Genomic DNA, 26,252 nt, shown 5'->3' on the forward strand with positions numbered 1-26,252 from the left:
CCAGGTCGTCTATGCAGCATGGCCCGTGGAATGGGTTTTGCCAGGCCACGGCGGGCGTCAGGCGGCCTCAGAGCAGCACCACGTCATACTGCTCCTGCGAATACATCGACTCGACCTGAAAGCGAATGGTTCGACCGATGAAGGCCTCCAGTTCAGCGACGTTGCCGGATTCCTCATCCAGCAGACGGTCCACCACCTTCTGGTTGGCCAGCACGCGGTAGCCCTCGGCCTGGTAGGCGCGAGCCTCGCGCAGAATCTCACGGAAGATTTCGTAACAGATGGTTTCAGGGGTTTTCAGTTTGCCGCGGCCCTGGCACGCCTGGCACGGCTCACACAGCACCTGCTCCAGGCTTTCGCGGGTCCGCTTGCGGGTCATCTGCACCAGCCCCAGTTCGGTGATGCCGATGATGTTGGTCTTGGCGTGGTCACGCTCCAGCTGTTTTTCCAGGGTGCGCAGCACCTGGCGCTGGTGCTCTTCATCTTCCATGTCGATGAAGTCGATGATGATGATGCCACCGATGTTGCGCAGGCGCAGTTGCCGGGCGATGGCGGTAGCGGCTTCCAGGTTGGTCTTGAAGATGGTTTCTTCGAGGTTGCGGTGGCCGACAAAGGCACCGGTGTTCACATCGATGGTGGTCATGGCTTCGGCCGGGTCGACCACCAGGTAGCCACCAGACTTCAACGGCACCTTGCGCTCCAGGGCACGCTGGATTTCGTCCTCCACGCCATACAGGTCGAAAATCGGCCGCTCGCCCGGGTAGTGTTCGAGGCGGTCGGCGATCTCCGGCATCAGCTCTTCGACGAACTGCGTGGTTTTCTGGAAGGTTTCCCGGGAATCGATGCGGATCTTCTCGATCTTGGGGTTTACCAGGTCACGCAGGGTACGCAGGGCCAACCCCAGGTCTTCGTAGATGACCATGGGGGCACCGCAGCTTTTGATCTGCGCGCCGATTTGCTCCCACAGCCTGCGCAGGTAGCGGATGTCCTGCAGGATTTCCTCGGCCCGGGCACCTTCGGCGGCGGTGCGCAGGATGAACCCACCGGCGTCCTTGATGTTTTCGCTGTCCATGCAGTCACTGACCACACGCTTGAGGCGCTCGCGCTCGGCTTCGTCCTCGATCTTCAGGGAAATGCCCACATGGCTGCTGCGCGGCATGTACACCAGGTAGCGCGAGGGGATCGAAAGCTGGGTGGTCAGGCGCGCGCCCTTGGTGCCGATCGGGTCCTTGGTGACCTGAACCACCAAGGCCTGGCCTTCATGGACAAGGGCCGTGATGTTTTCCACCGCAGAGCCTTCGCGCTGGGAAATTTCAGATGCGTGAATGAACGCCGCCCGCTCCAGCCCGATATCGACAAAAGCCGCCTGCATGCCCGGCAATACCCGTACTACCTTACCCTTGTAGATGTTGCCGACGATGCCACGGCGCTGGGTTCGCTCGACGTGCACCTCCTGCAGTACCCCGTTTTCCACCACCGCCACGCGTGACTCCATCGGGGTGATGTTGATCAGGATCTCTTCACTCATGGCACGTTCTCGTCAAGGATGTTCGGTAATGATGGATCGCAGTGGGGTGGCTGGCTAGCGCGGCGCTGATACGCCGTGTTGCTGCCAGCACGCGATGGAAAACGCATCCAACAGGCGCGCAGTTTCGAACAGGGGCAGGCCGACCACGGTCGAGTAACTGCCCATCAGTTCCCTGACAAAAACTGCGCCCAGGCCCTGGATGGCGTAGCCGCCGGCTTTGTCATGGGGCTCACCGGTGGCCCAGTAGCGCTGCGCTTCTTCTGGGCTGATGGCACGGAAATAGACATGGGTACCCACGCACACGTCCAGGCAGCGAGCGCCGTCGGTCACGGCCACGGCGGTGATCACCTGATGATGGTCATCTGACAGCTGCGCGAGCATGGCCAGCGCGTGTTCGCGGTCACGGGGCTTGCCAAGGATCTGGCCGCCAATCGACACCACGGTATCGGCACCCAGCACCACACCGGGGCCGTTGAGCCCGGCAAAGCCGGCAGCAGCCTTCGCACGGGCAAGGCGCAGGGCGTACTCGGAGACGCCTTCATCCGGCAGCGGGGTTTCGTCGACAGAGGCACTGACAACGGAAAAGTCGACGCCGATCTGAGCCAACAGTTCGCGCCGACGGGGTGAGCCAGAAGCCAGGTAAAGCGGGGTCATCGGACATCTCCCTGTCAGTGGCACCGTGGCCGTCAATTGATGTGCAGGCGTCGGCGTACGTCGCGCAAGGCAAAGCTTATCCATGGCCAGAGCAGTGCACTGATCACAGCCGACCAGACCAATGCCAGGGTCGGCAGGCGGTTACCGGTGAGCGCGCTCAGCCACAGCTGAACCAGCTGGGCGATACCGAACACCACCAGGATCACCAGGCTCTGCTGCCACATGGGGAACATGCGCAAGCGCTGTTGCAGTGACAGCACGAGGAAGGTGATCAGGGTGAGAATAAGCGCGTTTTGCCCAAGCAGGGTGCCGTAGAGCACATCTTCGGCCAGGCCGAGCACGAATGCCGTGGTCATACCGACTTTGTGCGGCACGGCGAGGGTCCAGAACGACACCAGCAAGGCCAGCCACATGGGGCGGAACACTTCCATGAACTGAGGCATGGGCGACACGCTGAGCAGCAGGCCGATGGCGAAGGTCAGCCAGATGAACCAGCCGTTGTTGCGGCGCGACGCTGCCATCACGGCCTCCTGGGTTGAGCGGTTGCCGCCGGGGCCGCTGCCGGTGTGGCAGGTTGCGCTGCGGGTGTGGCGGGCTTGGCTGGCGTGGTGCCAGCCGGTGTGGCGGGCGTGGTCGCTGCCGGCGCAGCCTGCTCGGGTGCGGCTGTGCCCTGCCCGGCTGCCGGCGCCCCCTTGCGGTCGGCCTCTTCCTGGGCGATGGCGGCATCGGTGGCGCGCTCTTCAGGGGTGCGGCGATCACTGAACACCAGCAACATGTAGCGGCTGCGGTTCAGCGCGGCAGTGGGGATGGCGCGCACGATGGCAAACGGCTGGCCGGAGTCGTGGATCACTTCGTTGACCGTGGCAACGGGGTAGCCTGCCGGGAAACGCTGGCCCATGCCGGAGCTGACCAGCAAGTCCCCTTCCTTGATGTCTGCCGTATCGGCCACATGACGCAACTCCAGCCGTTCGGGGTTGTCGGTACCGCTGGCAATGGCGCGCAGGCCGTTACGGTTGACCTGGACCGGAATGCTGTGGGTGGTGTCAGTGAGCAGCAGCACCCGTGAGGTGTAGGGCATCAACTCGACCACCTGGCCCATCAGGCCACGCGCATCGAGCACCGGCTGGCCCAGGAAAACACCGTCACGCTCACCCTTGTTGATCAGGATACGGTGGGTGAACGGGTTGGGGTCGACACCGATCAGTTCGGCCACCTCGACCTTTTCATTAACCAGTGCCGATGAGTTGAGCAACTCGCGCAGGCGCACGTTCTGCTCGGTGAGGGCTGCCAGCTTCTGCAGGCGCCCCTGCAGCAGCAGGGCTTCGGTCTTGAGTTTCTCGTTTTCGGCAATCAGCTCGTTGCGGCTGCCGAACTGCCCCGCCACCCCTTGCCAGGCACGCTGCGGCAGGTCGGTGATCCAGTAGGATTCCATGAGCACCAGGCCCATCTGGCTGCGCACAGGTTTAAGCAGGTCGAAACGCGCGTCGACAACCATCAACGCGACCGACATCACTACCAGAACAAGCAGGCGCACGCCCAGCGAAGGGCCCTTGGAGAAAAGCGGTTTAATGGGCCGTTCCTCGTGGACGACTCAGGAGGTCATTGGACATGGGACAACGCACCAGCCTGGTTGCGGGTTGACGGATAAGGCGCCCGGGCGGGCGCCAGCCCAGCACATACAGGTAGCACTGTGCGCACTACCTGTAAACCGGGGCTCGTGAACAGCGAGGGGGATCACTCGCTGGAGAGCAGGTCCATCGCGTGCTTGTCCATCATTTCCAGGGCGCGACCGCCGCCACGGGCCACACAGGTCAGCGGGTCTTCGGCAACGATCACCGGCAGGCCGGTTTCCTGGGCCAGCAGCTTGTCCAGATCACGCAACAGCGCACCACCACCGGTCAGCACCAGGCCACGCTCGGCAATGTCCGAGGCCAGCTCTGGCGGAGACTGCTCCAGGGCGCTCTTGACCGCTTGAACGATGGTGGCCAGCGATTCCTGAAGGGCTTCGAGCACCTCGTTGGAATTGAGGGTGAACGCGCGTGGTACGCCTTCGGCCAGGTTGCGGCCGCGCACATCGACTTCACGCACTTCGCCACCTGGGTAGGCAGTGCCGATTTCCTGCTTGATGCGCTCGGCGGTGGATTCACCGATCAGGCTGCCGTAGTTGCGGCGTACGTAAGTGACGATGGCTTCATCGAAACGGTCGCCGCCCACGCGGACAGATTCTGCATAGACCACGCCGTTCAGGGAGATGAGCGCGATTTCGGTGGTGCCACCACCGATATCCACCACCATCGAACCGCGGGCTTCTTCAACCGGCAGGCCAGCACCGATGGCAGCGGCCATGGGCTCTTCGATCAGGAACACTTCGCGGGCACCTGCACCCAGGGCCGACTCGCGGATGGCGCGGCGTTCAACCTGGGTGGACTTGCACGGTACACAGATCAGCACACGGGGGCTGGGCTGCAGAAAGCTGTTCTCGTGAACCTTGTTGATAAAATATTGCAACATTTTTTCGCAAACGCTGAAGTCGGCGATAACGCCGTCCTTCATCGGACGAATGGCAGCAATGTTGCCAGGCGTACGGCCCAGCATGCGCTTGGCTTCGGTACCGACGGCGACGACGCTTTTCTGATTGCCATGGGTACGGATGGCAACAACCGAGGGCTCATTCAGGACGATACCGCGCTCACGCACGTAAATAAGGGTGTTGGCAGTACCCAGGTCGATGGACAGATCGCTGGAAAACATGCCACGCAGTTTCTTGAACATGGGAAAGTGACCCTGGGGAAAGCGTGGGTAAAAAAGTGCGGCAAACTCTAACAATGGCAGGGATTTTGGGCAAGGAGCCAATATGTTAAATTGGCTGTTTTTCCGAGCATGCCAGCCGATGATCGCGGCCGTTGGACCGCCAAAAAGCTGACATGTTCCTCACCGCGGACACTAATTCCGTTCTTTGTTTCCCTTGGAGATCACCATGGCGCTTGAACGCTGCGACGTGGAAAAGATCGCCCATCTGGCCCGACTGGGGCTGAATGATGGCGAACTGCCACGCATTACCGACGCCCTGAACAGCATCCTCGGGCTGGTCGACCAGATGCAAGCGGTCGATACCACTGGCATCGAGCCCCTGGCTCACCCCCTGGAGGCCAGCCAGCGGCTGCGTCCCGACCAGGTCACCGAGCACAACCAGCGCGAGGCTTACCAGGCCATCGCACCGAAGACCGAAAGCGGTCTGTACCTGGTTCCCAAAGTCATCGAGTAAGGGATAGCGCCTGCCATGCATCAATTGACCCTGGCCGAGATCGCCCGCGGGCTCGCCGACAAGTCGTTTTCTTCCGAAGAGCTGACCGGCGCCCTGCTGGCCCGCATCAAGCAGATCGACCCGCAACTCAACAGCTTCATCAGCGTCACCGACGACCTGGCCATCAGCCAGGCACGTGCCGCCGACGCCCGTCGCGCCGCCGGTGACACCAGCGCGCTGCTGGGTGCGCCCATCGCCCACAAGGACCTGTTCTGCACCCTGGGCGTGCGCACCAGCTGTGCGTCGAAGATGCTCGACAATTTCAAGGCGCCGTACGACGCCACCGTGGTAGCCAAGCTGGCCGAAGCCGGCATGGTCACCCTGGGCAAAACCAACATGGACGAGTTCGCCATGGGTTCGGCCAACGAATCCAGCCACTATGGCGCGGTGAAAAACCCCTGGAACCTCGACCACGTGCCAGGCGGCTCTTCTGGCGGTTCAGCCGCTGCCGTAGCGGCCCGCCTGCTGCCGGTGACCACCGGTACCGACACCGGCGGCTCGATCCGCCAGCCTGCCGCGCTGACCAACCTCACCGGCCTCAAACCGACCTACGGTCGTGTTTCGCGCTGGGGCATGATCGCCTACGCCTCCAGCCTCGACCAGGGCGGCCCGCTGGCCCGTACCGCCGAAGACTGCGCCCTGCTGCTGCAAGGCATGGCCGGGTTCGATGCCAAAGACTCCACCAGCATCGATGAACCGGTGCCGGACTACAGCGCCAACCTCAATGCGCCCCTGCAGGGCCTGCGCATCGGCCTGCCCAAGGAGTACTTCGGCGCGGGCCTCGACCCGCGTATCGCCGACCTGGTCCAGGCCAGCGTCAAGGAACTGGAACAGCTTGGCGCGGTGGTGAAGGAAATCAGCCTGCCGAACATGCAGCATGCCATCCCGGCTTACTACGTGATCGCGCCGGCCGAAGCGTCTTCGAACCTGTCGCGTTTCGACGGCGTGCGCTTCGGCCACCGCTGCGACGCCCCGAAAGACCTCACCGACCTGTACAAGCGTTCCCGTGGCGAAGGGTTCGGCGCCGAAGTGCAGCGCCGCATCATGGTCGGCACCTACGCCCTGTCGGCCGGCTACTACGATGCCTACTACGTCAAGGCGCAGCAGATCCGCCGCCTGATCAAGAACGACTTCATGGCCGCCTTCAACGATGTCGACCTGATCCTCGGCCCAACCACGCCGAACCCGGCCTGGAAGCTGGGCGCCAAAAGCAGCGACCCGGTCGCCGCCTACCTTGAGGACGTCTACACCATCACCGCCAACCTCGCCGGGCTGCCTGGCCTGTCGATGCCGGCCGGCTTCGTCGATGGCTTGCCGGTCGGCGTACAGCTGCTGGCACCGTACTTCCAGGAAGGCCGCCTGCTCAATGTCGCGCACCGCTACCAGCAGGTGACCGACTGGCACACCCGCGCCCCTAACGGCTTCTGAGGAATTCACACATGCAATGGGAAGTTGTGATCGGGCTGGAAATCCACACTCAGCTCGCCACCCAGTCGAAGATCTTTTCCGGCAGCGCCACGACGTTTGGCTCGGAACCGAACACCCAGGCCAGCCTGGTCGACCTGGGCATGCCCGGCGTACTGCCGGTACTCAACCAGGAAGCCGTGCGCATGGCGTGCATGTTCGGCCTGGCCATCGATGCCGAAATCGGCAAGCGCAACGTGTTTGCCCGCAAGAACTACTTTTACCCCGACCTGCCCAAGGGCTACCAGATCAGCCAGATGGACCTGCCGATCGTCGGCAAGGGTCACCTGGACATCGCCCTTGAAGACGGCACCCTCAAGCGCATTGGGGTCACCCGTGCGCACCTGGAGGAAGACGCCGGCAAGAGCCTGCACGAAGACTTCAGCGGCTCCACCGGCATCGACTTGAACCGCGCCGGCACACCCTTGCTGGAGATCGTTTCCGAGCCAGACATGCGCAGCGCCAAGGAGGCCGTGGCGTACGTCAAGGCCATCCACGCCCTGGTACGCTACTTGGGCATCTGCGACGGCAACATGGCCGAAGGCTCGCTGCGCTGCGACTGCAACGTGTCGATCCGCCCCAAGGGCCAGACCGAGTTCGGCACCCGCTGCGAGATCAAGAACGTCAACTCGTTCCGCTTCATCGAGCGCGCAATCAACAGCGAGATCCAGCGCCAGATCGACCTGATCGAAGACGGCGGCAAGGTGGTGCAGGAAACCCGACTGTACGACCCGAACAAAGACGAAACCCGTTCCATGCGCAGCAAGGAGGAAGCCAACGACTACCGTTACTTCCCCGACCCAGACCTGCTGCCAGTAGTGATCGAAGACAGCTTCCTGGCAACCGTGCGTGCCGGCCTGCCGGAACTGCCGCCGCAGAAAGTCGAGCGTTTCCAGAGCCAGTACGGCCTGTCGGCCTATGACGCCAACGTGCTGGCCTCCAGCCGTGAGCAAGCCGACTACTTCGAGGAAGTGGTCAAGATCGGTGGCGATGCGAAGCTTGCGGCCAACTGGGTCATGGTCGAGCTGGGCAGCCTGCTGAACAAGCTGGGTATTGAAATCGACCAGGCCCCGGTCAGCGCTGCGCACCTGGGTGGCATGCTGCTGCGCATCCGCGACAACACCATCAGCGGCAAGATCGCCAAGACGGTATTCGAAGCCATGGCTGCCGGCGAAGGGGATGCCGACAGCATCATCGAAAGCCGCGGCCTGAAACAGGTGACCGACAGCGGTGCCATCGAGCAGATGCTTGACGAAGTGCTGGCGGCCAACGCCGAACAGGTCGAACAGTACCGGGCAGCCGATGAGGCCAAGCGCGGCAAGATGTTCGGCTTCTTCGTCGGCCAGGCGATGAAAGCCTCCAAAGGCAAGGCCAACCCCGGGCAGGTGAACCAACTGCTCAAGGCCAAGCTCGAAGGCTGACTGTTTTACCCATGTAGACCTGCGAGGGCCTGGCCCTCGTTCGCGGCCTGACCCGCGCTCACAGCGGCCCCATTCAATACGCTGTGGGCGCGGTTTACCCGCGATGTGGCCACACTGGAGCGCCCGACTTGCTGAAACGATCCCTGGGCACCTTCGCCCTCTTCGCCCTTCTGGCAGGCTGCGCCAGCCATGACATCGACCCACGCGGTTATGACAAGACCGGCACCGCCTCGTATTACGGCTCACGCCACCACGGCAAACGCACAGCCAGCGGCGAGCCCTTCAACCAGCACACCCTCACCGCCGCCCACCGCACCCTGCCATTCGGCAGCCGCGTACTGGTGACCAACCTGGCCAACCAGCGCAGCGTGGTGGTGCGCATCAACGACCGCGGCCCACATGCCCGCAACCGCCTGATCGACCTGTCACGCGCCGCCGCAGAAAAAATCGGCATGCTGCGTAGCGGAACAGCGCGCGTGCGGGTACAAGGGCTTAGTGACTGACGCGACTGGAGCCCTATCATCTTCGACCTGGCCACCCTTCCCACCTTCAGCCTTCTGCAGTTGGGCATCGCCCTGCTGCTGCTGGTCGGCGGCGCCGAATTGCTGGTGCGTGCGTCGCTGCGCCTGGCGCAAAGGCTGCATGTTCGCCCGCTGATCATCGGCCTGAGCCTGGTGGCCTTCGGCAGCACGGCACCCCAGCTCACCGTCAGCCTGCAGGCCGCCTACCAGGGCGCGCCGGACGTTGCTGTAGGCAGCGTGATCGGCAGCAACATCTTCAACGTACTGGCCATCCTCGGCATGGCCGCGCTGATTATTCCGCTGCGGGTATCGCGCCAGCTGGTACGCCTGGATATCCCTTTGATGATCGTGGCAAGCCTGCTGGTCTACGGCTTGGCCGCCAACGGCTACCTGGGGAGGCTGGAAGGGGCATTGCTGCTGCTTGGGCTAGTGGGTTACCTGGCGATGCTGTGGCACCAGTCCCGCCATTACGCCCGCACGTACCCGGCCCCACGCACGGCCACCTCCAGCGCCGGCCGTTTCTGGGCGGGCACGGCCCTGCAGGTGCTGATCGGCCTGGGCCTGTTGACCCTTGCCGGCCACCTGTTGCTGGACGCCGTGGTGGAAGTGGCCACCGACCTTGGGCTGTCGGAACGAGTGATCGGCCTGACCGTGGTGGCTATCTGCACCTCTTTGCCCGAACTGGCGGCGGCGCTGATCGCCGCCCTGCGCGGCGAGCGCGAAATTGCCGTGGGCACGGTAATCGGCAGCAACCTGTTCAACCTGCTCGGCGTGCTGGGGCTCACGGCCCTGGTCACCCCCGAGCCACTGTCGATATCGCCCAACGCACTGGATTTCGACCTGCCTGTGATGCTTGGCGTGGCGGTGCTGAGCCTGCCCGTGTTCTATTCGGGCTACCGCATCACCCGCGCCGAAGGGCTTGTGTTTCTATGCCTGTACCTGGCGTATGGGCTACACGTTGCAGCATTCACCATGGGCATGCCACTGGCTGGCCGCCTGGAACGCCTGATGCTGCTCTACGTGCTGCCAGTGCTAGCGCTGGTGCTGCTGTACACCACCGTGCGAGCCTGGCGCCGCCAGCATTAGCGGCAGGCGACGCGCTTTTCGCGGGCTTGCCCGCGATGAGGCCAGGCCTGCCTAGCTAGCCTGGCGAGCCTTTTTCAGCCTGAACGCCACCCACAACGCAGCAATCCAGGCCGGGATCAGCATCACCGAGATGCGAATCGGCGGGGTCAGGTACATCACCACCAAGATCAACACGATGAACGCCAGGCACAGGTAATTGCTCAGCGGGTGCCACAGGCTCTTGTAGAACGGCGTCACCCCTGCTGCGAGCTTGGCCTTGCGGAACTTCAGGTGGGTAATGCTGATGCTCGCCCAGTTGATCACCAGCGCCGACACCGCCAGGGCCATCAGCAAACCAAAGGCTTCACCCGGCATCAGGTAGTTGATCACCACACACAGGCCCGTAGCCAGTGCCGACACACCCAGGGCTGTAAGCGGTACGCCACTGCGGCTGACCTTGAGCAACTGGCGCGGCGCATCACCCTGGCTGGCCAGGCCGAACAGCATGCGGCTGTTGGCATACACGCAGCTGTTGTAGACCGACAGGGCTGCCGTGAGCACCACGACGTTGAGGATGGTGGCCACCACATCGCTGTTGGCATTGTGGAAGATCATCACGAAGGGGCTACCGCCCTGCACCACCTTCTGCCACGGGTACAGCGACAGCAGCACGGCCAGCGCACCGATGTAGAAGATCAGAATGCGGTACACCACCTGGTTGGTGGCCTTGGGGATGCTCTGGCGTGGGTTGTCGGCTTCTGCAGCGGTGATGCCCACCAGCTCCAGGCCACCGAACGAGAACATGATCACAGCCAGGGCCATGACCAGCCCGGTGACGCCATTGGGGAAGAACCCGCCGTACTGCCATAGGTTGGCGACACTGGCATCCGGGCCGCCCGTGCCGCTGGCCAACAGCCAGGCGCCAAAGCCGATCATGCTGAGGATGGCCACGACCTTGATCAGGGCGAACCAGAACTCCATTTCGCCATACACCTTCACCTGGGTGAGGTTGATCAGGTTGATCACCACGAAGAAGATCGCCGCCGTCGCCCAGGTGGGGAAGGCTGGCCACCAGTACTGCACGTAAATGCCCACAGCAGTCAGCTCTGCCATGCCCACCAGCACGTAGACCACCCAGTAGTTCCAGCCTGAAACGAACCCTGCGAACTCGCTCCAGTAGCGGTGGGCAAAATGGCTGAAACTGCCGGCTACCGGCTCCTCCACCACCATTTCACCCAGCTGACGCATGATCAGGAAGGCCATCAGGCCGGCGATGGCATAGCCTAGCAGCACAGAGGGGCCGGCTAGCTGGATGGTCTGGGCGATACCCAGGAACAACCCGGTGCCAATGGCACCGCCCAGTGCGATCAGCTGGATATGGCGGTTCTTCAGCCCGCGCTGTAACTGCTCGGGCCTGTTCTGGTCTTGCATGAAGTGTCCTTTCGCTGGTGGGGCAGTGTTATTGCTTTGGTTGTCGGCCAAGGATCTAGATCCATCCGCCCCACTGCAAGATGAAAATACCAATATTGGTGGTAATTGCCGCCATTAGCGTAGTAATGACGATGATAGAGGCTGCCAGTTCATGGTTGCCATTGGCCGCCCTGGCCATCACGTAGCTGGCCGCAGCAGTGGGGCTGCCGATGTACAGGAACAGGATGCCCAACTCGGCGCCACGAAAACCGCAAAGCCACGCACCCAGGGTGCCGGCCAGCGGCAGCCAGACCATCTTCACCAGGCTGGCATCCATGGCCAGCCGGCCGCTGTCGCGCAGCGCCGTTAGCGACAGGGTGCCGCCAATGCAGATAAGCGCCAACGGCAGGGTCATCTGGGCCAGGTAGTCACCCGAGGTGAGCAACCAGTTGGGCAGCGGTACCTGGCCGTAGGCCATGGGGGTGGCCACCAGCACGCTGATGATCAGCGGGTTGCTGAAGATACTCTTGCAGATGCTCCAGGGATCGGACTTGAGGTCTGGGCTGTAGACCGCCAGCACCACCGCCGACAGCGAGTTGTACATGAGGATGACCAGCCCGGCGAGCACCGCCCCCAGAGAAATGCCGTAGTCCCCATACAGGCTTGCTGCCAGTGCCAGGCCGATGACGCCGTTATTGCCGCGAAACGCACCCTGGGTGTAGATACCACGGTCTGCCACCGGGCTGCGCCACACTGCCATGCCCCAGGCGATAGCGAACCCGACCAGGGTGGCAATCACGAAGTAGAGCATCACGCCCGGTTTTACCGCGGCGGCCAGGTCGGCGTGATAGATGCCCAGGAACAGCAACGCGGGCATGCAGACGTTGAACACCAGCTGTGAGGCAACGCGGTTGAAGTTGTCGTCGATAAGGTTGATGCGCCGCAGCAGCACGCCCATGAACAGCATGGCAAAGACAGGCGCCGTAATGTTCAGCGTCTGGACGAGAAGGGCAAGCATGCGCGCACCATCCGGGTGGGGGTTACCGTTAGGCGGCTAATGATACACCGGTCGGCGCGTGCATGGCGCGCGCCAACTAGGGGCAGCGACTCAGCGGCGGACGGGGCGCTTCTGCAGCTTGCGTTGCAGGGTACGGCGGTGCATGCCCAGGGCGCGTGCGGTGGCCGAGATATTGCCCTCGTGCTCATTGAGCACGCGCTGGATGTGCTCCCACTGCAAACGGTCGACCGACATGGGGTTTTCCGGCACCAGGGTGTCCAGGTCGGTGTGCTCCGACAGCAGCGCCGCCAGTACATCGTCAGCATCGGCCGGCTTGCACAGGTAATTGCAGGCACCGCGCTTCACGGCTTCCACCGCTGTGGCGATGCTGGAATATCCGGTCAGGATCACCACGCGCATCTCCGGGTCCAGGGCCAGCAGCTTTGGCAGCAACACCAGCCCCGAGTCGCCTTCCATTTTCAGGTCCAGGGTGGCGTAGTCCGGCAGGTCCTGCTGGGCCAGCACCAGGCCCTCTTCGGCAGAGCTTGCGGTGCTCACCCGGAAGCCACGACGGCTCATGGCCCGGGCCATCACCCGGGTGAAGGTGGCGTCGTCATCCACCAGCAACAGGTGGGGCAGCTCTTCGCTTTCGACCTGGTTTTCTTCGCTCATCTTTCTTCTCCTCGCGTGCCGTGGGGCAGGCGCAATTCGGTCAGGGTGCCACCTTGATCATGACTATAGAGTTTCACCGAACCACCCGCACGGGTCACGCTGGCCTTGCTCAGGAACAGGCCCAGGCCAAAACCCTTGCCCTTGGTGGTGATGAAAGGTTTGCCAATGGCTTCGGCAATGGCCGGTGGCACACCCGGGCCATGGTCGCGGATGCTGATGACGATGTCCTGGGCGTCCCAGTCCAGGCGCACTTCCAGGTCATCGGGGCAGGCATCGGCAGCATTGTTCAGCAGGTTCAGCAACGCCTGGGTCAGGTCTGGCGGTGGGGTCAGGCGCGGCACCTGGCCATCGCGCAGGCGCTGGAAGCGGTAGCTGGCTTCGGGGCGCATCAGGTGCCAGCGGTTCAGCGCCTCGTCCAGCCAGGCGGTCACGTCCTGCTCAACCAGCGCCAGGCGCCGATTGGCTTCAGCAGCGCGCACCAGGTGCTGCAGGGTCTGCTTGCACAGCTTTACCTGGTCCTGAAGGATCTGCAGGTCTTCCTGCAGCAGCGGGTCGTGGTGGTCCTGGCGCATTTCGTTCAGCAGCACGCTCATGGTCGCCAGCGGCGTGCCCAACTCGTGGGCGGCGCCGGCAGCCTGGGTGGCCACCGCCAGCAATTGCTCATCGCGCAGGCTTTCTTCGCGCCGCTCGGAACGCAGTTGCTCCTGGCGCCGCAGCTCTTCGGCCATGCGTGCGGCAAAGAAGGTGATCACCGCAGCGGCCAGGGCAATGCTCAGCCACATGCCGTACACCTGCATCTTGTCCCGCGCCAGGGGCAGGCCTTCCAGCGGGTAGAACTGCACCAGCAGCAGGCTGTAGGCAGTCAGCGCGATGCCGGACAGTATCAGCGAGTACAGCCAGGGCAGCGTCACCGCCGCGATCGCCAGGGGCACCAGGTAATACGACACGAACGGGTTGGTGGAACCGCCCGAGTAATACAGCAGCGCACTGTGGATCAGCAGGTCGCAGGCCAGTTGCAGGGCGTATTCCAGTTCGGTGACCGGGAGCGACAGGCGCAGGCGCAGGGCCGTGAACGCGCACAGCAACGAGGACAAGGCCAAGGTGCCCGCCAACGACAGCCAGGGCAGCGGCAGCAGTTCGGTCCAGTAGGCCACGCCCACGGAACCCGCCTGGGCGGCCAGGACCAGAACCCGGATGACAGTCAGGCGCCAGAGGTTCTGGCGGGTAGCGGACAGCGGTTGTACGGCGGCGAGCATGAGCTCTCCTGATGAGTGCTCCAGAAAATCGGCTGGAGTATACCGAAGCCGGGCGCCTCGCTGCAGCAATGCGGCAAAGCGCCACACTTTGTCACAGGTTGCCGATGGCACCGCTGAACCCACTACACTGTTTTCCGGTCTGACTGGCCATGCGTGGAATGGATGGCCACACCCCACGCCTTTCTCTGCCAAGGAGCACCTTATGCACATTCAACGTCGCGGCGCCGCCCTTCTGCTGTCCTGTGGTCTGCTCGCCAGCCTGCCGGCCCTGGCCGCCGATGAGCCGCGCTTCAACCAGGTCTCGCTGCGCGCCGAAGTCAGCAAGGAAGTGGCGCGCGACCTGATGGTCGTGACCCTGTACAGCGAAGCGCAGAACACCGACCCAGGCAAGCTTGCCAAGCAGATCACCGAAACCATGAACAAGGCCGTGCAGCAGTCGCGCCAGGTCAAGGACGTCAAGATCAGCCAGGGCAGCCGTAACAGCTACCCCGTCTACGACACCAAGGGCCAGAAGATCACCGGCTGGCGCGAGCGCGCCGAACTGCGCCTGGAAAGCGCCGACTTCCCTGCCCTGTCCCAATTGACCGCCGACCTGCTGCAGGACCTGAAAATGGGCGGCATGGACTTCTCCATCGCCCCGGCTACCCGCAAAGCCAGCGAGGATGCCCTGCTCAAGGATGCGGTGGATGCCTTCAAGGCACGTGCGCAACTGGCCACCGAAGCCCTGGGCGGTACCGGTTACAAAGTGGTCAACCTGAACCTCAACAGCAGCGGCTATCCACGCCCGTACCTGCGCAGCGCACCGATGGCGATGAAAGCCATGGCGGCTGACGAAGCAGCACCCGCGCCAGACGTCGAGGCCGGCACCAGCGAAGTCAGCATGAACGCCGATGGCCTGATCGAGGTGCAAATGCCCTGACGGCAGCGCGCTGTAAACAGGGGCCCGGTCGTGAATGCGATCGGGCTTTTGCGTGTCTGGGCGTACATATCAGTCCTGTCCTACACATATTTAGGATGTGTCCTACATCATCCCCTGCGCAGAAATAATCCGAAAACCGCCATCATTTTGCCCTCGCAAACGTTTAACTTCGCCTAAAGTTACATGAATGCGACATCCATGTACTACCGTACTACCTTTCTGGTGCCATCTATCCTTGTGCCTGTTGCATTGGCAATCAGCCGTGCATGAGTATCCGCAGGTCGGCTCACGAGGCCACCTCATCCGAACAATGACAACAATGAGGCCATCATGCTCAAACATGCAGTCATTCCGTTCCTGCTAGGCGCAGGCATGCTCACCGGCGCACCGTCAGCACTGGCCGCGTCCAACCTGGTGTTCTGTTCGGAGGGCAGCCCGGCCGGGTTCGACCCGGGGCAATACACCACCGGGACCGACTTCGACGCTTCCGCCGAGACCATGTTCAACCGCCTGACCCAGTTCGAGCGCGGTGGCACTGCAGTGGTGCCGGGCCTTGCCACCCGCTGGGAGGTGTCCGACGACGGCAAGGCCTATACCTTCCACCTGCGCGAAGGCGTGAAGTTCCATACCACTGACTACTTCAAGCCCAGCCGGCCCTTCAACGCCGACGACGTGCTGTTCACGTTCAACCGCATGCTCGACAAGGACCAGCCGTTCCGCAAGGCGTACCCCACCGAGTTCCCCTATTTCACCGACATGGGCATGGACAAGAACATCGCCAAGGTGGAGAAACTGGACGAACACACGGTCAAGTTCACCCTCAACGACGTCGACGCCGCGTTCATCCAGAACCTGGCCATGAGCTTTGCTTCCATTCAGTCAGCCGAGTACGCCGACCAGTTGCTCAAGCAGGGCAAGCCGGCCGACATCAACCAGAAGCCCATCGGCACCGGCCCGTTCGTGTTCAGCAAGTACCAGAAGGACGCGCAGATCCGCTTCAAGGGCAACAAGGACTATTGGCAACCTGATGACGTGAAGATCGACAACCTGATCTTTGCCATCACCACTGACGCTTCGGTGCGCATGCAGAAGCTGAAGAAGAACGAATGCCAGGTCACCTTGTTCCCCCGCCCCGCCGACATCGAGCCGCTGAAGGCCGACAAGAACCTGCAGATGCCCCACCAGGCCGGTTTCAACCTCGGCTACATCGCCTACAACGTGATGGACAAGGTAAAGGGCAGCAACGAGCCCAACCCGCTGGCCCAGCTGAAGGTGCGTCAGGCGCTGGACATGGCTGTGGACAAGCAGAAAATCATCGAGTCGGTGTACCAGGGCGCCGGCCAGCTGGCGGTCAACGCCATGCCGCCAACCCAGTGGTCGTATGACACCACTATCAAGGACGCCCCCTTCGACCCGGAAAAAGCCAAGCAACTGCTGAAAGAGGCAGGCATCAAGGACGGCACCGAAATCACCCTGTGGGCCATGCCCGTGCAGCGCCCCTACAACCCCAACGCCAAGCTGATGGCCGAGATGCTCCAGTCAGACTGGGCCAAGATCGGCATCAAGGCCAAGATCGTCAGCTACGAGTGGGGCGAATACATCAAGCGCTCCAAAGGCGGCGAACAGGGCGCCATGCTGATTGGCTGGAGCGGCGACAACGGCGACCCGGACAACTGGCTGGGCACCCTGTACGGCTGCGATGCGGTCGACGGCAACAACTTCTCGAAGTGGTGCTACAAGCCTTACGACGACCTGATCAAACAGGCCAAGGCCACCCCCGACCAGGCCAAACGTACCGAGCTGTACAAACAGGCCCAGCACATCCTCAAGGAGCAGGTGCCGATCACCCCGATCGCCCACTCCACCGTCTACCAACCCATGAGCGCCAAGGTGAAGGGCTTCAAGATCAGCCCCTTCTCGCTGAACGCGTTCTACGGCGTCAGCGTGGACCAATAGCCTGACCGGGCACCCGCCAGCATCGGGTGCCCGGGTTTTCCGCTAGTCAACGTGTTGCCCGGCCGCCTCTGGCTGCGGGGTCGACGAACTGTTGCCGCCATTCCTGCCACACGGCGGTGCAACCCTGACGCACAAGGATTTGCCATGCGTAACGCTACCTGCTTCACCACCCTGCTCGCCTTGGGCGTGCTGGGCCTTTCCCCAGCGCTGCAGGCCCGCAACCTGGTGTTCTGCTCCGAGGGCAGCCCTGCCGGTTTCGATACCGCCCAATACACCACGGCTACCGACAACGATGCCGCCGAGCCCCTCTACAACCGCCTGGTGGAGTTCGAACGCGGCGCCACCGCAGTGCAGCCGGCGCTGGCCACCCGCTGGGAGGTTTCCGATGATGGCCTGCGCTACACCTTCCACCTGCGCGAAGGGGTGAAGTTTCACAGCAACAAGGGGTTCACCCCCAGCCGCGACTTCAACGCCGACGACGTGTTGTTCACCTTCAACCGCATGCACGACAAGGCTCACTCGTTCCGCAAGGCCTACCCCACCGAGTTCCCTTACTTCGTCAGCATGGGCCTGGACAAGAACATCGCCCGCCTCGAAAAGACCGACCCGATGACCGTGGTGTTCACCCTGAACACGGTCGATGCGGCGTTCATCCAGAACCTGGCCATGAGTTTTGCCTCCATTCTGTCTGCCGAGTACGCCGACCAATTGCTGGCAAGCGGCCGCCCCAGCGACATCAACCAGCACCCTATCGGTACCGGCCCGTTCGTGTTCCAGCGTTACCAGAAGGACTCGCAGATTCGCTACAAGGGCAACCAGAACTACTGGGCGCCGGAAAACGTGAAGCTCGACAACCTGGTGTTCTCGATCAACGTCGACCCGTCGGTGCGGATCCAGAAGCTGCGCCGCAACGAATGCCAGGTGACCCTGCACCCACGCCCGGCCGACCTGCCAGCGCTGCGCCAGGACAGCAAGCTGCAGGTCATGCAGCAGGCAGGCTTCAACCTGGGCTACATCGCCTACAACACCCAGCATCCACCCTTTGACCGCCTGGAGGTACGCCAGGCCATGGACATGGCGGTGAACAAGCAGGCCATCCTGCAGGCGGTGTACCAGGAGGCCGGGCAGCGGGCGGTCAATGCCATGCCGCCTACCCAGTGGTCTTATGATGAAAGCATCAAGGACGCCCCCTACGACCCGGGAAAAGCCAGGCAACTGCTGGAGCAGGCCAAGGTGGCACCCGGTACCGAAATCACCCTGTGGGCCATGCCCGTGCAGCGCCCCTATAACCCCAACGCCAAGTTGATGGCCGAGATGCTGCAGGCGGACTGGAGCAAGCTGGGTTTCAAGGTGCGCATCGTCAGTTACGAGTGGGGCGAGTACATCAAACGCCTCAAGAGCGGTGAGCACGACGTGGCCCTGATCGGCTGGACCGGCGACAACGGCGACCCGGACAACTGGCTGGGCACGCTCTACAGCTGCGATGCCATTGGCAGCAACAACTACTCGCTGTGGTGCGACCCGCAGTACGACAGCCTGGTCAAGCGTGCCAAGCAGGTTACCGACCCGGCCCAGCGCACCACGCTGTACCAGCAGGCCCAACAGCGGCTCAAGCAACAAGTGCCCATCACCCCAGTCGCTCATTCAACCGTCAACCAGCCCCTGAGCACACAGGTGAGCGGGTTCAAGGTGAGCCCATTCGGCCGCAACAACTTTTCTGGCGTGAGCGTCGACTGACGCGCCGTCGACCGCGCCGCCCTGCAGGGGGGGAGGGACCTGCAAGGCGGGCCTGCGCAGCAGGCGTAAAGCCCTGTTTCAGCCATGGCGATCCCATGGCGCCCCAGGCAACACCGCAGCAACCACCCGGCCCACGAGGCCGGCAATAACTAGAAATGAAAAGGAGCTTCCAACGTGAGACTGTTCACTTCAAGCGCACTCGCTCTAGCGATTGGTGCCGCAACCACCGTGGCCCAGGCCGAGCCGCAAAGCCAGGCCTACCAACCGCTCACACTTGCCTCAGGCAACGCGCAGAGCCAGGCCAGCGGCTTTCTGGAAGGCCAGAGCCTGTCCGGCAGCACGCGCAACTGGTACGCCCGTGAGCGTGCCGCCCGCGCGCCGCTGTGGAAGTACTACAAAGGCGACGGCACCCGCCACCCGACACACAGCCGCGAGAACTGGGTGCAGGGCAGCATCCTCAATTACAGCTCCGGGTTTACCCAAGGCACCGTGGGCTTCGCCGTGGAAGCCGCTGGCTACAATGCAATCGCCCTGCAGCAAAGCCGCCAGGCCATCGCCGGGCCCAACAACCGTACCCTCACCCACAGCGATGGCGACCCGTTGGGGCAGTGGAGCAAGCTCGGCCTGGGCAACGTCAAGGCGCGGGTGTCCAACACCACCCTTACCCTGGGCCGCCAGTCCGTAGACACCCCGATGATCGCCTTCATCGGCAACCGGGCCCTGCCGTCGAGCTTTCAGGGTGCCTTTCTGCACAGCGCCGAGTTCGAGAACCTGACGTTGGACGTCGGCACCTTCGACCGGGTATCGCCGCGCACCGAGCAGAGCCTGAGCAAGTTTCGCAGCGAGTACGGCGCCCTGGGCGTGGAAACCGACCGCGCCAGTACCGCCGGCATCAACTACCAGCCCTTGAAGAGCCTGACCACCAGCCTGTACGCCACCAAGGTGGACGACTTCTGGAACCAGTACTACTTCGGCGCCAGCCACGTGCTCGGCGACAGCGGGGTGCTAAGCCTGACCACCGGCTTGAACTACTACAAGACCAAGGACGCCGGCAGCCGCAAGATGGGGCAGATCGACAACGATACCTACAGCCTGTCGCTGGGCCTGACGCACCAGGCGCACACCCTGACGGCCTCCTGGCAGCAGGTCAACGGCAACGAGTACTTCGACTACCTGCATGAAACCAATGGCATCTACCTGGCCAACTCGCTGCTGTCGGACTTCAACGGCCCCAACGAGAAGTCGCTGCAGCTCTCGTATGTGCTGAACATGGCGCCCTACGGCGTGCCAGGCCTCAAGTTCAACCTGTACAACGCGCGCGGCTGGGGCATTGACGGCACCCACTACCGAGGCACCGCCTACGACGTGAGGGGCCTGGATGGCGAAACCCATTACGAGTGGGGTATCGGCACCAGTTATGCGGTGCAGAGCGGGCCACTGAAAGACACCAGTATCCGCGCCACCTACACCACGCACCGGGCCAGCAAGGCCCAGGGCGACGGCAGCCTGGACGAGTTCCGGGTGGTCACCACCATTCCGTTCAACATCCTCTGACCGCAACCGCCCCGGCCGGCTTCCTGGCGGGCCGGGGCAGCTACGCTGGAATCAGTAACGCAGGGAGACATCAACCCATGCACAAGGTAGTCAACAGATCACTGGCACTGCGCCTGGCAGTAGCCGCAATGATGATGGGCGCCGCCGCGCAGCTGGCGGCCAAACCACTGGTGGTATGCTCCGAAGCCAGCCCGGAAGGCTTCGATGTGGTGCAGTACACCACCGCCGTCACCTTCGATGCAGCCTCCGAAACACTGTTCAACCGCCTGGTCGAGTTCAAGCCTGGCACCACCGACATCCAGCCATCGCTGGCCGAGCGCTGGGAGGTGTCTGCCGACGGCCTGACCTACACCTTCCACCTGCGCCAGGGGGTGAAATTCCACACCACCGGCTACTTCACCCCCTCCCGCGACTTCAATGCCGATGACGTGCTGTGGAGCCTGCGTCGCCAGCTCGACCCAGCCCATCCGTGGCACGACAAGACCAGCATCGGCTTCCCGTACTTCGAAAGCATGGCCTTCAAGCAATTGCTCAAATCGGTGGACAAGACCGACGACCATACCGTGGTCATCACCCTCACCCGCCCGGAAGCGCCGTTCTTGCGGGACATGGCCATGGCCTTCACCTCCATCTATTCCGCCGAGTACGGCGACCAACTGCTCAAGGCCGGCAAAACCGCCGAGCTCAACAGCAAGCCCATCGGTACCGGCCCGTTCATCTTCCAGCGCTACAACAAAGACGCCCAGGTACGCTTCAAGCCCAACCCTGACTACTTCCGCGGGAAGCCGCCTGCCGACGCGCTGATCTTCGCCATTGCCACCGACAGCAACGTGCGCCTGCAAAAACTGCGTGCCAACGAATGCCAGGTGGCGCTCTACCCCAAACCGGATGACGTGCCGTCAATCATCAAGGACCCCAACCTGAAGGTGGCGCAGACCGAAGCGCTGGTCACCGGCTACATCGCCATGAACACCCAGCACCCGTACCTGAGCGACGTGCGCGTGCGCAAGGCCATCAACATGGCCTTCGACCGCCAGACCCACGTGGACCAGCTGTTCGGCAAGGGCAATGCGCTGGTGGCGGTGAACCCCTACCCGCCGACCATGATGGGCTACAACACCACCAACCGTAACCTGCCCCGCGACCTCGACCAGGCACGCGCCCTGCTGCGCCAGGCCGGCGTGCCGGAGGGTACCGTGATCACGCTGTTCACCCGCAACGGCGGCGGCCCCACCAACCCCAACCCGCGCTTGTCTGCGGAAATGCTGCAGGCTGACCTGGCGCAGATCGGCCTGAAGCTCGACATCCGCGTCATGGAATGGGCAGAAATGCTGCGCAGGGCCAAAAAAGGCGAGGCAGACCTGGTGTCCAGCGGCTGGGCCGGCGACAACGGCGACCCGGACAACTTCCTTACCCCGTTGCTCAGTTGCGAGGCGGCCAAGAACGGCGAGAACTATGCCCGCTGGTGCAACTCGAAATTCCAGCAACTGATTACCCGCGCCCGCGAGGTGATCGACAACGACGAGCGTGCAACGCTCTATAGCGAGGCATTGAAGGTGTACGATGACGACCAACCCTGGATCAGCATGGCCCACCCCAAGGTATTCACCGCCATGCGTGACAACGTGGAGGGCTATGTGATCAGCCCCCTGACCACCAACAACTTCGCTACCACCAAGGTGAAGTAGAACAACAACGACCGCCGGCAACCCAGACGGGGACCGGCGGCATTGCCGTGAGGGCGGCCAGCCCCACGGCCTGATGAGGTACCCCGACGATGTTGAGTTTTATTGCCCGGCGCCTTGGCCTGCTGATACCGACGTTTTTTGGTATCACGCTGCTGACCTTCGCGCTGATACGCCTGATCCCCGGCGACCCGGTGGAAGTGATGATGGGCGAGCGCAGGGTCGACCCGGAAATGCACGCCCAGGCCATGGAGCGCCTGGGCCTGAACAAGCCGCTGCCGGCCCAGTACCTGGACTACGTGGGCAAGCTGGCCCAGGGCGACCTGGGTGAATCGCTGCGTACCCGCGAGAGCGTGTGGCGCGAGTTCATGACCCTGTTCCCGGCCACCCTGGAACTGGCCATGGCCGCCCTGCTGTTCGCCGGCATCGTCGGCCTGCTGGCAGGCGTGATCGCCGCACTCAAGCGCGGCTCGCTGTTCGACCACGGGGTGATGGGCCTGTCCCTGGCGGGGTACTCCATGCCGATCTTCTGGTGGGGCCTGATCCTGATCATGTTCTTCTCGGTGAGCCTGGGCTGGACGCCGGTTTCCGGGCGTATCGACCTGCTGTACGACATCGAGCCCAAAACCGGCTTCATGCTCATCGACACCTTGCTCAGCGACGAAGAAGGCTCGTTCAAGGATGCCGTGATGCACCTGATTCTGCCGGCCATCGTGCTGGGCACCATCCCCTTGGCGGTAATCGCGCGCATGACCCGCTCCTCGATGCTGGAAGTGCTGCGCGAAGACTACGTGCGCACCGCCCGCGCCAAGGGCCTGTCACCGGCCCGCGTGGTGTTCGTGCACGGTTTGCGCAACGCGCTGATCCCGGTGCTCACGGTGTTCGGCCTGCAGGTGGGCACCTTGCTGGCCGGTGCGGTGCTGACCGAAACCATCTTTTCCTGGCCGGGCATCGGCAAATGGCTGATCGAAGCCATCGGTGCCCGTGACTACCCCGTGGTCCAGAACGGCATCCTGTTGATCGCCTGCCTGGTGATTCTGGTCAACTTCGTGGTGGATATCCTCTACGGCCTGGCCAACCCACGCATCCGTCATCAGCGCTGAGGGCCACGCCATGAACAACCCGATTGCAAAACCCGTGTCGCCGGCAAGCCCGGTAGACCACAGCCTGCTCTACCCCTCGCCCTACAAGGAGTTCTGGCAGGCCTTCGCCCGTAACAAAGGCGCAGTGATGGGCCTGGCATTCATGTGCGTGGTGGTGTTCTGCGCACTGTTCGCACCCTGGGTCGCGCCCCATGACCCCAGCGAGCAGTACCGCGACTTTCTGCTGACGCCGCCGGTATGGCTTGAAGGCGGCACCTGGCAGTTCATCCTGGGCACCGACGAACTGGGCCGCGACCTGCTTTCGCGGCTGATCCAGGGTGCGCGGCTGTCGCTGCTGATCGGCCTGTCGTCGGTGGTGATGTCGCTGATCCCGGGCATCCTGCTGGGCCTGCTGGCCGGGTTCTTCCCGCAGCTGCTCGGCCCGTCGATCATGCGCCTGATGGACGTGATGCTGGCCTTGCCCTCGCTGCTGCTGGCGGTGGCCATCGTCGCCATCCTCGGCCCTGGGCTGATCAACACCGTGATTGCCATCGCCATTGTGTCGCTGCCTTCGTACGTACGCCTGACCCGCGCCGCCGTCATGGGCGAACTGAACCGGGACTACGTCACCGCTGCTCGCCTGGCCGGTGCCGGGCTGGGGCGGCTGATGTTCGTCACCGTACTGCCCAACTGCATGGCCCCGCTGATCGTGCAGGCCACGCTGAGTTTTTCTTCAGCCATTCTCGACGCGGCAGCCCTTGGCTTCCTTGGGCTGGGTGTCCAGCCACCCACGCCTGAGTGGGGCACCATGCTCGCTTCTGCCCGCGACTACATCGAGCGCGCCTGGTGGGTGGTGAGCCTGCCCGGCCTGACCATTCTGCTCAGCGTGCTGGCAATCAACCTGATGGGCGACGGCCTGCGCGATGCGCTGGACCCGAAACTCAAGAACGCCGCCTGAGGAGCACGCCCATGTCACTGTTGCAAATCAACAACCTCAACGTGCGCTTTGGCGATGCCGATGCGGTGCCCGTGGTCGACGGCCTGGACCTGAGCGTGCAGGCCGGGGAAATCCTGGCCATCGTCGGCGAGTCCGGCTCTGGCAAGTCGGTGACCATGATGGCCCTGATGGGGCTGATCGACGCCCCCGGGCGCATTACCGCCGATGCCCTGACCTTTGACGGCACCAACATGCTCACCCTCAGCGGCCGCCAGCGGCGCAAGGTGGTGGGCAAGGACATCGCCATGGTCTTCCAGGACCCGATGACCGCCCTCAACCCCAGCTATACCGTGGGCTATCAGATAGAAGAAGTGCTGCGCCAGCACCTGGGCCTGAAGGGCAAGGCGGCGCGCCAGCGTGCCCTCGAGTTGCTGAACAAGGTCGAGATCCCGGCCGCAGAAAGCCGCCTGGATGCCTACCCTCACCAGCTGTCGGGCGGCATGAGCCAGCGGGTGGCAATCGCCATGGCCATTGCCGGCGAGCCGAAACTGCTGATTGCCGACGAACCCACCACGGCCCTGGACGTGACCATCCAGGCACAGATCATGGAGCTGCTGGTGAACCTGCAGCAGGAGCGCAACATGGCGCTGATCCTGATTACCCACGACCTGGCGGTGGTGGCCGAAACGGCCCGGCGCGTGTGCGTGATGTACGCAGGCCAAGCCGTGGAGGTGGGCCAGGTGCCGGAGCTGTTCGACATCCCGGCCCACCCCTACACCGAGGCGCTGCTGGCAGCGATCCCCGAGCACAGCGCCGGCGCCGAGCGGCTGGCCACGCTGCCCGGCATCGTGCCTGGCCGCTATGACCGGCCCCAGGGCTGCCTGCTGTCGCCCCGCTGCCCCTATGTACAGGACAACTGCCGGCAACAACGCCCGGCCCTGGAGGCCAAGGCCCACAGCCAGGCCCGTTGCTTCTACCCGCTGAACCAGGAGGTGGCGTGATGGCCGTCGTTCTATCCGCCCGGGACCTGACCCGGCATTACGAAGTGTCTCGCGGGCTGTTCAAGGGCCATGCCTTGGTGCGTGCACTGAACGGTGTGTCGTTCGAGCTGGAAGCCGGCCAGACCCTGGCAGTGGTGGGCGAGTCCGGCTGTGGCAAGTCGACCTTGGCCCGTGCGCTGACCCTGATCGAGCAACCCACCTCCGGCTCCCTGCAGATTGCCGGCACCGAGGTCAACGGCGCCAGCAAGGCCGAGCGCAAGCAGCTGCGGCGCGATGTGCAGATGGTGTTCCAGAGCCCCTACGCATCGCTGAACCCGCGCCAGAAGATTGGTGACCAATTGGCCGAGCCGCTGCTGATCAACACGTCGCTGAGCAAAGCCGAGCGCCGTGAAAAAGTGCAGAAGATGATGGAACAGGTGGGCCTGCGCCCGGAGCACTACCAGCGCTATCCACACATGTTCTCCGGTGGCCAGCGCCAGCGCATCGCCCTGGCCCGGGCAATGATGCTGCAACCCAAGGTGCTGGTGGCGGACGAGCCGACCTCGGCACTGGACGTGTCGATCCAGGCCCAGGTGCTGAACCTGTTCATGGACCTGCAGCAGCAGTTCGGTACCGGCTATGTGTTCATCTCGCACAACCTGGCGGTGGTGCGGCACGTGGCGGACCAGGTGCTGGTGATGTACCTGGGCCGGCCGGCAGAAATGGGGCCCAAGGCCGACATCTACGAAAAGCCGTTGCACCCTTACACCCAGGCACTGTTGTCAGCCACACCGGCTATCCACCCGGACCCGCTCAAGCCGCGCATCCGCATTGCCGGTGAACTGCCCAACCCGTTGAACCCGCCTGATGGCTGCGCGTTCCACAAGCGCTGCCCCTATGCCACAGACCGGTGCAGCAAGGAACTGCCAGGGTTCCGGCAGGTAGGCACGCGGCAGGTGGCGTGCCACTACGCCGAGCAGTTCCTGTAACGAATCAGGCCGCCGGTTCAGGCGGCCAGGCAAAAACAAAAGGGCCGCTTGCAGCGGCCCTTTTGTATTCAGTTGTCCCGTCCTGAATAAGGTTTACACCTCCCATCCCGATTTTCCGGAGAGC

Annotated in this window: 23 protein-coding genes; 14 read left to right on the top strand and 9 right to left on the bottom strand. The window is 63.3% G+C overall.

Annotated features, from left to right (window positions below):
- Positions 1-67: 67 nt before the first annotated feature.
- The 5 genes from rng to mreB form a co-directional block, all read right to left on the bottom strand.
- Positions 68-1,525: a ribonuclease G gene (gene rng / locus IAE36_RS13935; RefSeq protein WP_028631544.1), complete on the bottom strand. Its 1,458-nt coding sequence runs from the start codon at positions 1,523-1,525 to the stop codon at positions 68-70.
- A 54-nt stretch (positions 1,526-1,579) separates the two neighbouring features.
- Positions 1,580-2,179 carry a Maf family protein gene (locus tag IAE36_RS13940; RefSeq protein WP_201212982.1) on the bottom strand — a complete coding sequence of 200 codons (600 nt, stop codon included), beginning with the start codon at positions 2,177-2,179 and terminating at the stop codon, positions 1,580-1,582.
- Between the two features lie 32 nt (positions 2,180-2,211).
- Positions 2,212-2,700, bottom strand: coding sequence for a rod shape-determining protein MreD (gene mreD, locus IAE36_RS13945; protein ID WP_028631546.1), 489 nt, complete (start codon positions 2,698-2,700; stop codon positions 2,212-2,214).
- Positions 2,700-3,689: a rod shape-determining protein MreC gene (gene mreC, locus IAE36_RS13950; protein ID WP_442967458.1), complete on the bottom strand. Its 990-nt coding sequence runs from the start codon at positions 3,687-3,689 to the stop codon at positions 2,700-2,702. Before mreC ends, mreD begins: the two co-directional genes overlap by 1 nt.
- Before the next feature lie 224 nt (positions 3,690-3,913).
- Positions 3,914-4,951 carry a rod shape-determining protein MreB gene (gene mreB / locus IAE36_RS13955; protein WP_003255163.1) on the bottom strand — a complete coding sequence of 346 codons (1,038 nt, stop codon included), beginning with the start codon at positions 4,949-4,951 and terminating at the stop codon, positions 3,914-3,916.
- Between the two features lie 205 nt (positions 4,952-5,156).
- Here mreB and gatC point away from each other — a divergent pair, with 205 nt between their 5' ends.
- The 5 genes from gatC to IAE36_RS13980 all read left to right on the top strand — a co-directional run bounded on the left by gatC (position 5,157) and on the right by IAE36_RS13980 (position 9,975).
- A complete protein-coding gene (gene gatC / locus IAE36_RS13960) occupies positions 5,157-5,444 on the top strand; it encodes an Asp-tRNA(Asn)/Glu-tRNA(Gln) amidotransferase subunit GatC (protein WP_028631548.1) in 288 nt (95 codons plus the stop codon).
- A 15-nt stretch (positions 5,445-5,459) separates the two neighbouring features.
- Positions 5,460-6,911, top strand: a complete 1,452-nt coding sequence (gene gatA, locus IAE36_RS13965; RefSeq protein ID WP_201212984.1) for an Asp-tRNA(Asn)/Glu-tRNA(Gln) amidotransferase subunit GatA — start codon at positions 5,460-5,462, stop codon at positions 6,909-6,911.
- An 11-nt stretch (positions 6,912-6,922) separates the two neighbouring features.
- A complete protein-coding gene (gene gatB / locus IAE36_RS13970; protein WP_028631550.1) occupies positions 6,923-8,368 on the top strand; it encodes an Asp-tRNA(Asn)/Glu-tRNA(Gln) amidotransferase subunit GatB in 1,446 nt (481 codons plus the stop codon).
- A gap of 128 nt (positions 8,369-8,496) precedes the next feature.
- Complete coding sequence (locus IAE36_RS13975) at positions 8,497-8,871, top strand: septal ring lytic transglycosylase RlpA family protein (protein ID WP_201212985.1); 375 nt, start codon at positions 8,497-8,499, stop codon at positions 8,869-8,871.
- Between the two features lie 60 nt (positions 8,872-8,931).
- Entirely contained in the window at positions 8,932-9,975 is a 1,044-nt protein-coding gene (locus IAE36_RS13980; protein ID WP_028631552.1) for a calcium/sodium antiporter, read from the top strand.
- A gap of 51 nt (positions 9,976-10,026) precedes the next feature.
- On the opposite strand, the gene IAE36_RS13985 is transcribed toward IAE36_RS13980, so the two are convergent.
- The 4 genes from IAE36_RS13985 to IAE36_RS14000 form a co-directional block, all read right to left on the bottom strand.
- Positions 10,027-11,385 carry an amino acid permease gene (locus IAE36_RS13985; protein WP_201212986.1) on the bottom strand — a complete coding sequence of 453 codons (1,359 nt, stop codon included), beginning with the start codon at positions 11,383-11,385 and terminating at the stop codon, positions 10,027-10,029.
- Between the two features lie 55 nt (positions 11,386-11,440).
- The gene (locus IAE36_RS13990) at positions 11,441-12,382 is read right to left on the bottom strand and encodes an AEC family transporter (RefSeq protein WP_028631554.1); all 942 of its coding nucleotides are present in this window, start codon (positions 12,380-12,382) and stop codon (positions 11,441-11,443) included.
- A 90-nt stretch (positions 12,383-12,472) separates the two neighbouring features.
- On the bottom strand, positions 12,473-13,033 hold the full coding sequence (locus IAE36_RS13995) for a response regulator transcription factor (RefSeq protein ID WP_028631555.1): 561 nt from the start codon (positions 13,031-13,033) through the stop codon (positions 12,473-12,475).
- The gene (locus IAE36_RS14000; RefSeq protein WP_028631556.1) at positions 13,030-14,289 is read right to left on the bottom strand and encodes an ATP-binding protein; all 1,260 of its coding nucleotides are present in this window, start codon (positions 14,287-14,289) and stop codon (positions 13,030-13,032) included. The genes IAE36_RS13995 and IAE36_RS14000 overlap by 4 nt, the downstream gene beginning before the upstream one ends.
- A gap of 202 nt (positions 14,290-14,491) precedes the next feature.
- Between IAE36_RS14000 and IAE36_RS14005 the strand changes: the two genes are divergently transcribed.
- From IAE36_RS14005 to IAE36_RS14045, 9 genes are all read left to right on the top strand, one after another.
- Positions 14,492-15,208, top strand: a complete 717-nt coding sequence (locus IAE36_RS14005; protein ID WP_201212987.1) for an SIMPL domain-containing protein — start codon at positions 14,492-14,494, stop codon at positions 15,206-15,208.
- Positions 15,209-15,538: 330 nt separating this feature from the next.
- Positions 15,539-17,164: an ABC transporter substrate-binding protein gene (locus IAE36_RS14010; protein ID WP_060482234.1), complete on the top strand. Its 1,626-nt coding sequence runs from the start codon at positions 15,539-15,541 to the stop codon at positions 17,162-17,164.
- Positions 17,165-17,308: 144 nt separating this feature from the next.
- Positions 17,309-18,901 carry an ABC transporter substrate-binding protein gene (locus IAE36_RS14015; protein ID WP_201212988.1) on the top strand — a complete coding sequence of 531 codons (1,593 nt, stop codon included), beginning with the start codon at positions 17,309-17,311 and terminating at the stop codon, positions 18,899-18,901.
- A 174-nt stretch (positions 18,902-19,075) separates the two neighbouring features.
- Positions 19,076-20,455, top strand: coding sequence for an OprD family porin (locus tag IAE36_RS14020; protein WP_201212989.1), 1,380 nt, complete (start codon positions 19,076-19,078; stop codon positions 20,453-20,455).
- A gap of 77 nt (positions 20,456-20,532) precedes the next feature.
- Positions 20,533-22,143, top strand: coding sequence for an ABC transporter substrate-binding protein (locus tag IAE36_RS14025; protein WP_201212990.1), 1,611 nt, complete (start codon positions 20,533-20,535; stop codon positions 22,141-22,143).
- An 89-nt stretch (positions 22,144-22,232) separates the two neighbouring features.
- A complete protein-coding gene (locus IAE36_RS14030; RefSeq protein WP_028631561.1) occupies positions 22,233-23,243 on the top strand; it encodes an ABC transporter permease subunit in 1,011 nt (336 codons plus the stop codon).
- Between the two features lie 10 nt (positions 23,244-23,253).
- Complete coding sequence (locus IAE36_RS14035; protein WP_028631562.1) at positions 23,254-24,180, top strand: ABC transporter permease subunit; 927 nt, start codon at positions 23,254-23,256, stop codon at positions 24,178-24,180.
- 11 nt (positions 24,181-24,191) lie between these two features.
- Positions 24,192-25,160: an ABC transporter ATP-binding protein gene (locus tag IAE36_RS14040; protein WP_201212992.1), complete on the top strand. Its 969-nt coding sequence runs from the start codon at positions 24,192-24,194 to the stop codon at positions 25,158-25,160.
- The gene (locus IAE36_RS14045) at positions 25,160-26,128 is read left to right on the top strand and encodes a peptide ABC transporter ATP-binding protein (protein ID WP_028631564.1); all 969 of its coding nucleotides are present in this window, start codon (positions 25,160-25,162) and stop codon (positions 26,126-26,128) included. Before IAE36_RS14040 ends, IAE36_RS14045 begins: the two co-directional genes overlap by 1 nt.
- Positions 26,129-26,252: the final 124 nt, after the last annotated feature.

Origin of the sequence: Pseudomonas sp. S36 (assembly GCF_016647875.1) — a bacterium.
GTDB lineage: Bacteria > Pseudomonadota > Gammaproteobacteria > Pseudomonadales > Pseudomonadaceae > Aquipseudomonas > Aquipseudomonas parafulva.

Coding starts and splice junctions, on each gene's coding strand:
- mreD (WP_028631546.1), bottom strand. CDS start 2,700: ATGGCAGCGTCGCGCCGCAACAACGGCTGGTTCATCTGGCTGACCTTC.
- IAE36_RS14040 (WP_201212992.1), top strand. CDS start 24,192: ATGTCACTGTTGCAAATCAACAACCTCAACGTGCGCTTTGGCGATGCC.
- mreC (WP_442967458.1), bottom strand. CDS start 3,689: ATGTCGGTCGCGTTGATGGTTGTCGACGCGCGTTTCGACCTGCTTAAA.
- IAE36_RS14010 (WP_060482234.1), top strand. CDS start 15,539: ATGCTCAAACATGCAGTCATTCCGTTCCTGCTAGGCGCAGGCATGCTC.
- IAE36_RS14035 (WP_028631562.1), top strand. CDS start 23,254: ATGAACAACCCGATTGCAAAACCCGTGTCGCCGGCAAGCCCGGTAGAC.
- IAE36_RS13995 (WP_028631555.1), bottom strand. CDS start 13,033: ATGAGCGAAGAAAACCAGGTCGAAAGCGAAGAGCTGCCCCACCTGTTG.
- gatC (WP_028631548.1), top strand. CDS start 5,157: ATGGCGCTTGAACGCTGCGACGTGGAAAAGATCGCCCATCTGGCCCGA.
- rng (WP_028631544.1), bottom strand. CDS start 1,525: ATGAGTGAAGAGATCCTGATCAACATCACCCCGATGGAGTCACGCGTG.
- IAE36_RS13990 (WP_028631554.1), bottom strand. CDS start 12,382: ATGCTTGCCCTTCTCGTCCAGACGCTGAACATTACGGCGCCTGTCTTT.
- mreB (WP_003255163.1), bottom strand. CDS start 4,951: ATGTTCAAGAAACTGCGTGGCATGTTTTCCAGCGATCTGTCCATCGAC.
- IAE36_RS14030 (WP_028631561.1), top strand. CDS start 22,233: ATGTTGAGTTTTATTGCCCGGCGCCTTGGCCTGCTGATACCGACGTTT.
- gatA (WP_201212984.1), top strand. CDS start 5,460: ATGCATCAATTGACCCTGGCCGAGATCGCCCGCGGGCTCGCCGACAAG.
- IAE36_RS14045 (WP_028631564.1), top strand. CDS start 25,160: ATGGCCGTCGTTCTATCCGCCCGGGACCTGACCCGGCATTACGAAGTG.
- IAE36_RS14015 (WP_201212988.1), top strand. CDS start 17,309: ATGCGTAACGCTACCTGCTTCACCACCCTGCTCGCCTTGGGCGTGCTG.
- IAE36_RS14005 (WP_201212987.1), top strand. CDS start 14,492: ATGCACATTCAACGTCGCGGCGCCGCCCTTCTGCTGTCCTGTGGTCTG.
- IAE36_RS14000 (WP_028631556.1), bottom strand. CDS start 14,289: ATGCTCGCCGCCGTACAACCGCTGTCCGCTACCCGCCAGAACCTCTGG.
- IAE36_RS14025 (WP_201212990.1), top strand. CDS start 20,533: ATGCACAAGGTAGTCAACAGATCACTGGCACTGCGCCTGGCAGTAGCC.
- gatB (WP_028631550.1), top strand. CDS start 6,923: ATGCAATGGGAAGTTGTGATCGGGCTGGAAATCCACACTCAGCTCGCC.
- IAE36_RS13985 (WP_201212986.1), bottom strand. CDS start 11,385: ATGCAAGACCAGAACAGGCCCGAGCAGTTACAGCGCGGGCTGAAGAAC.
- IAE36_RS13940 (WP_201212982.1), bottom strand. CDS start 2,179: ATGACCCCGCTTTACCTGGCTTCTGGCTCACCCCGTCGGCGCGAACTG.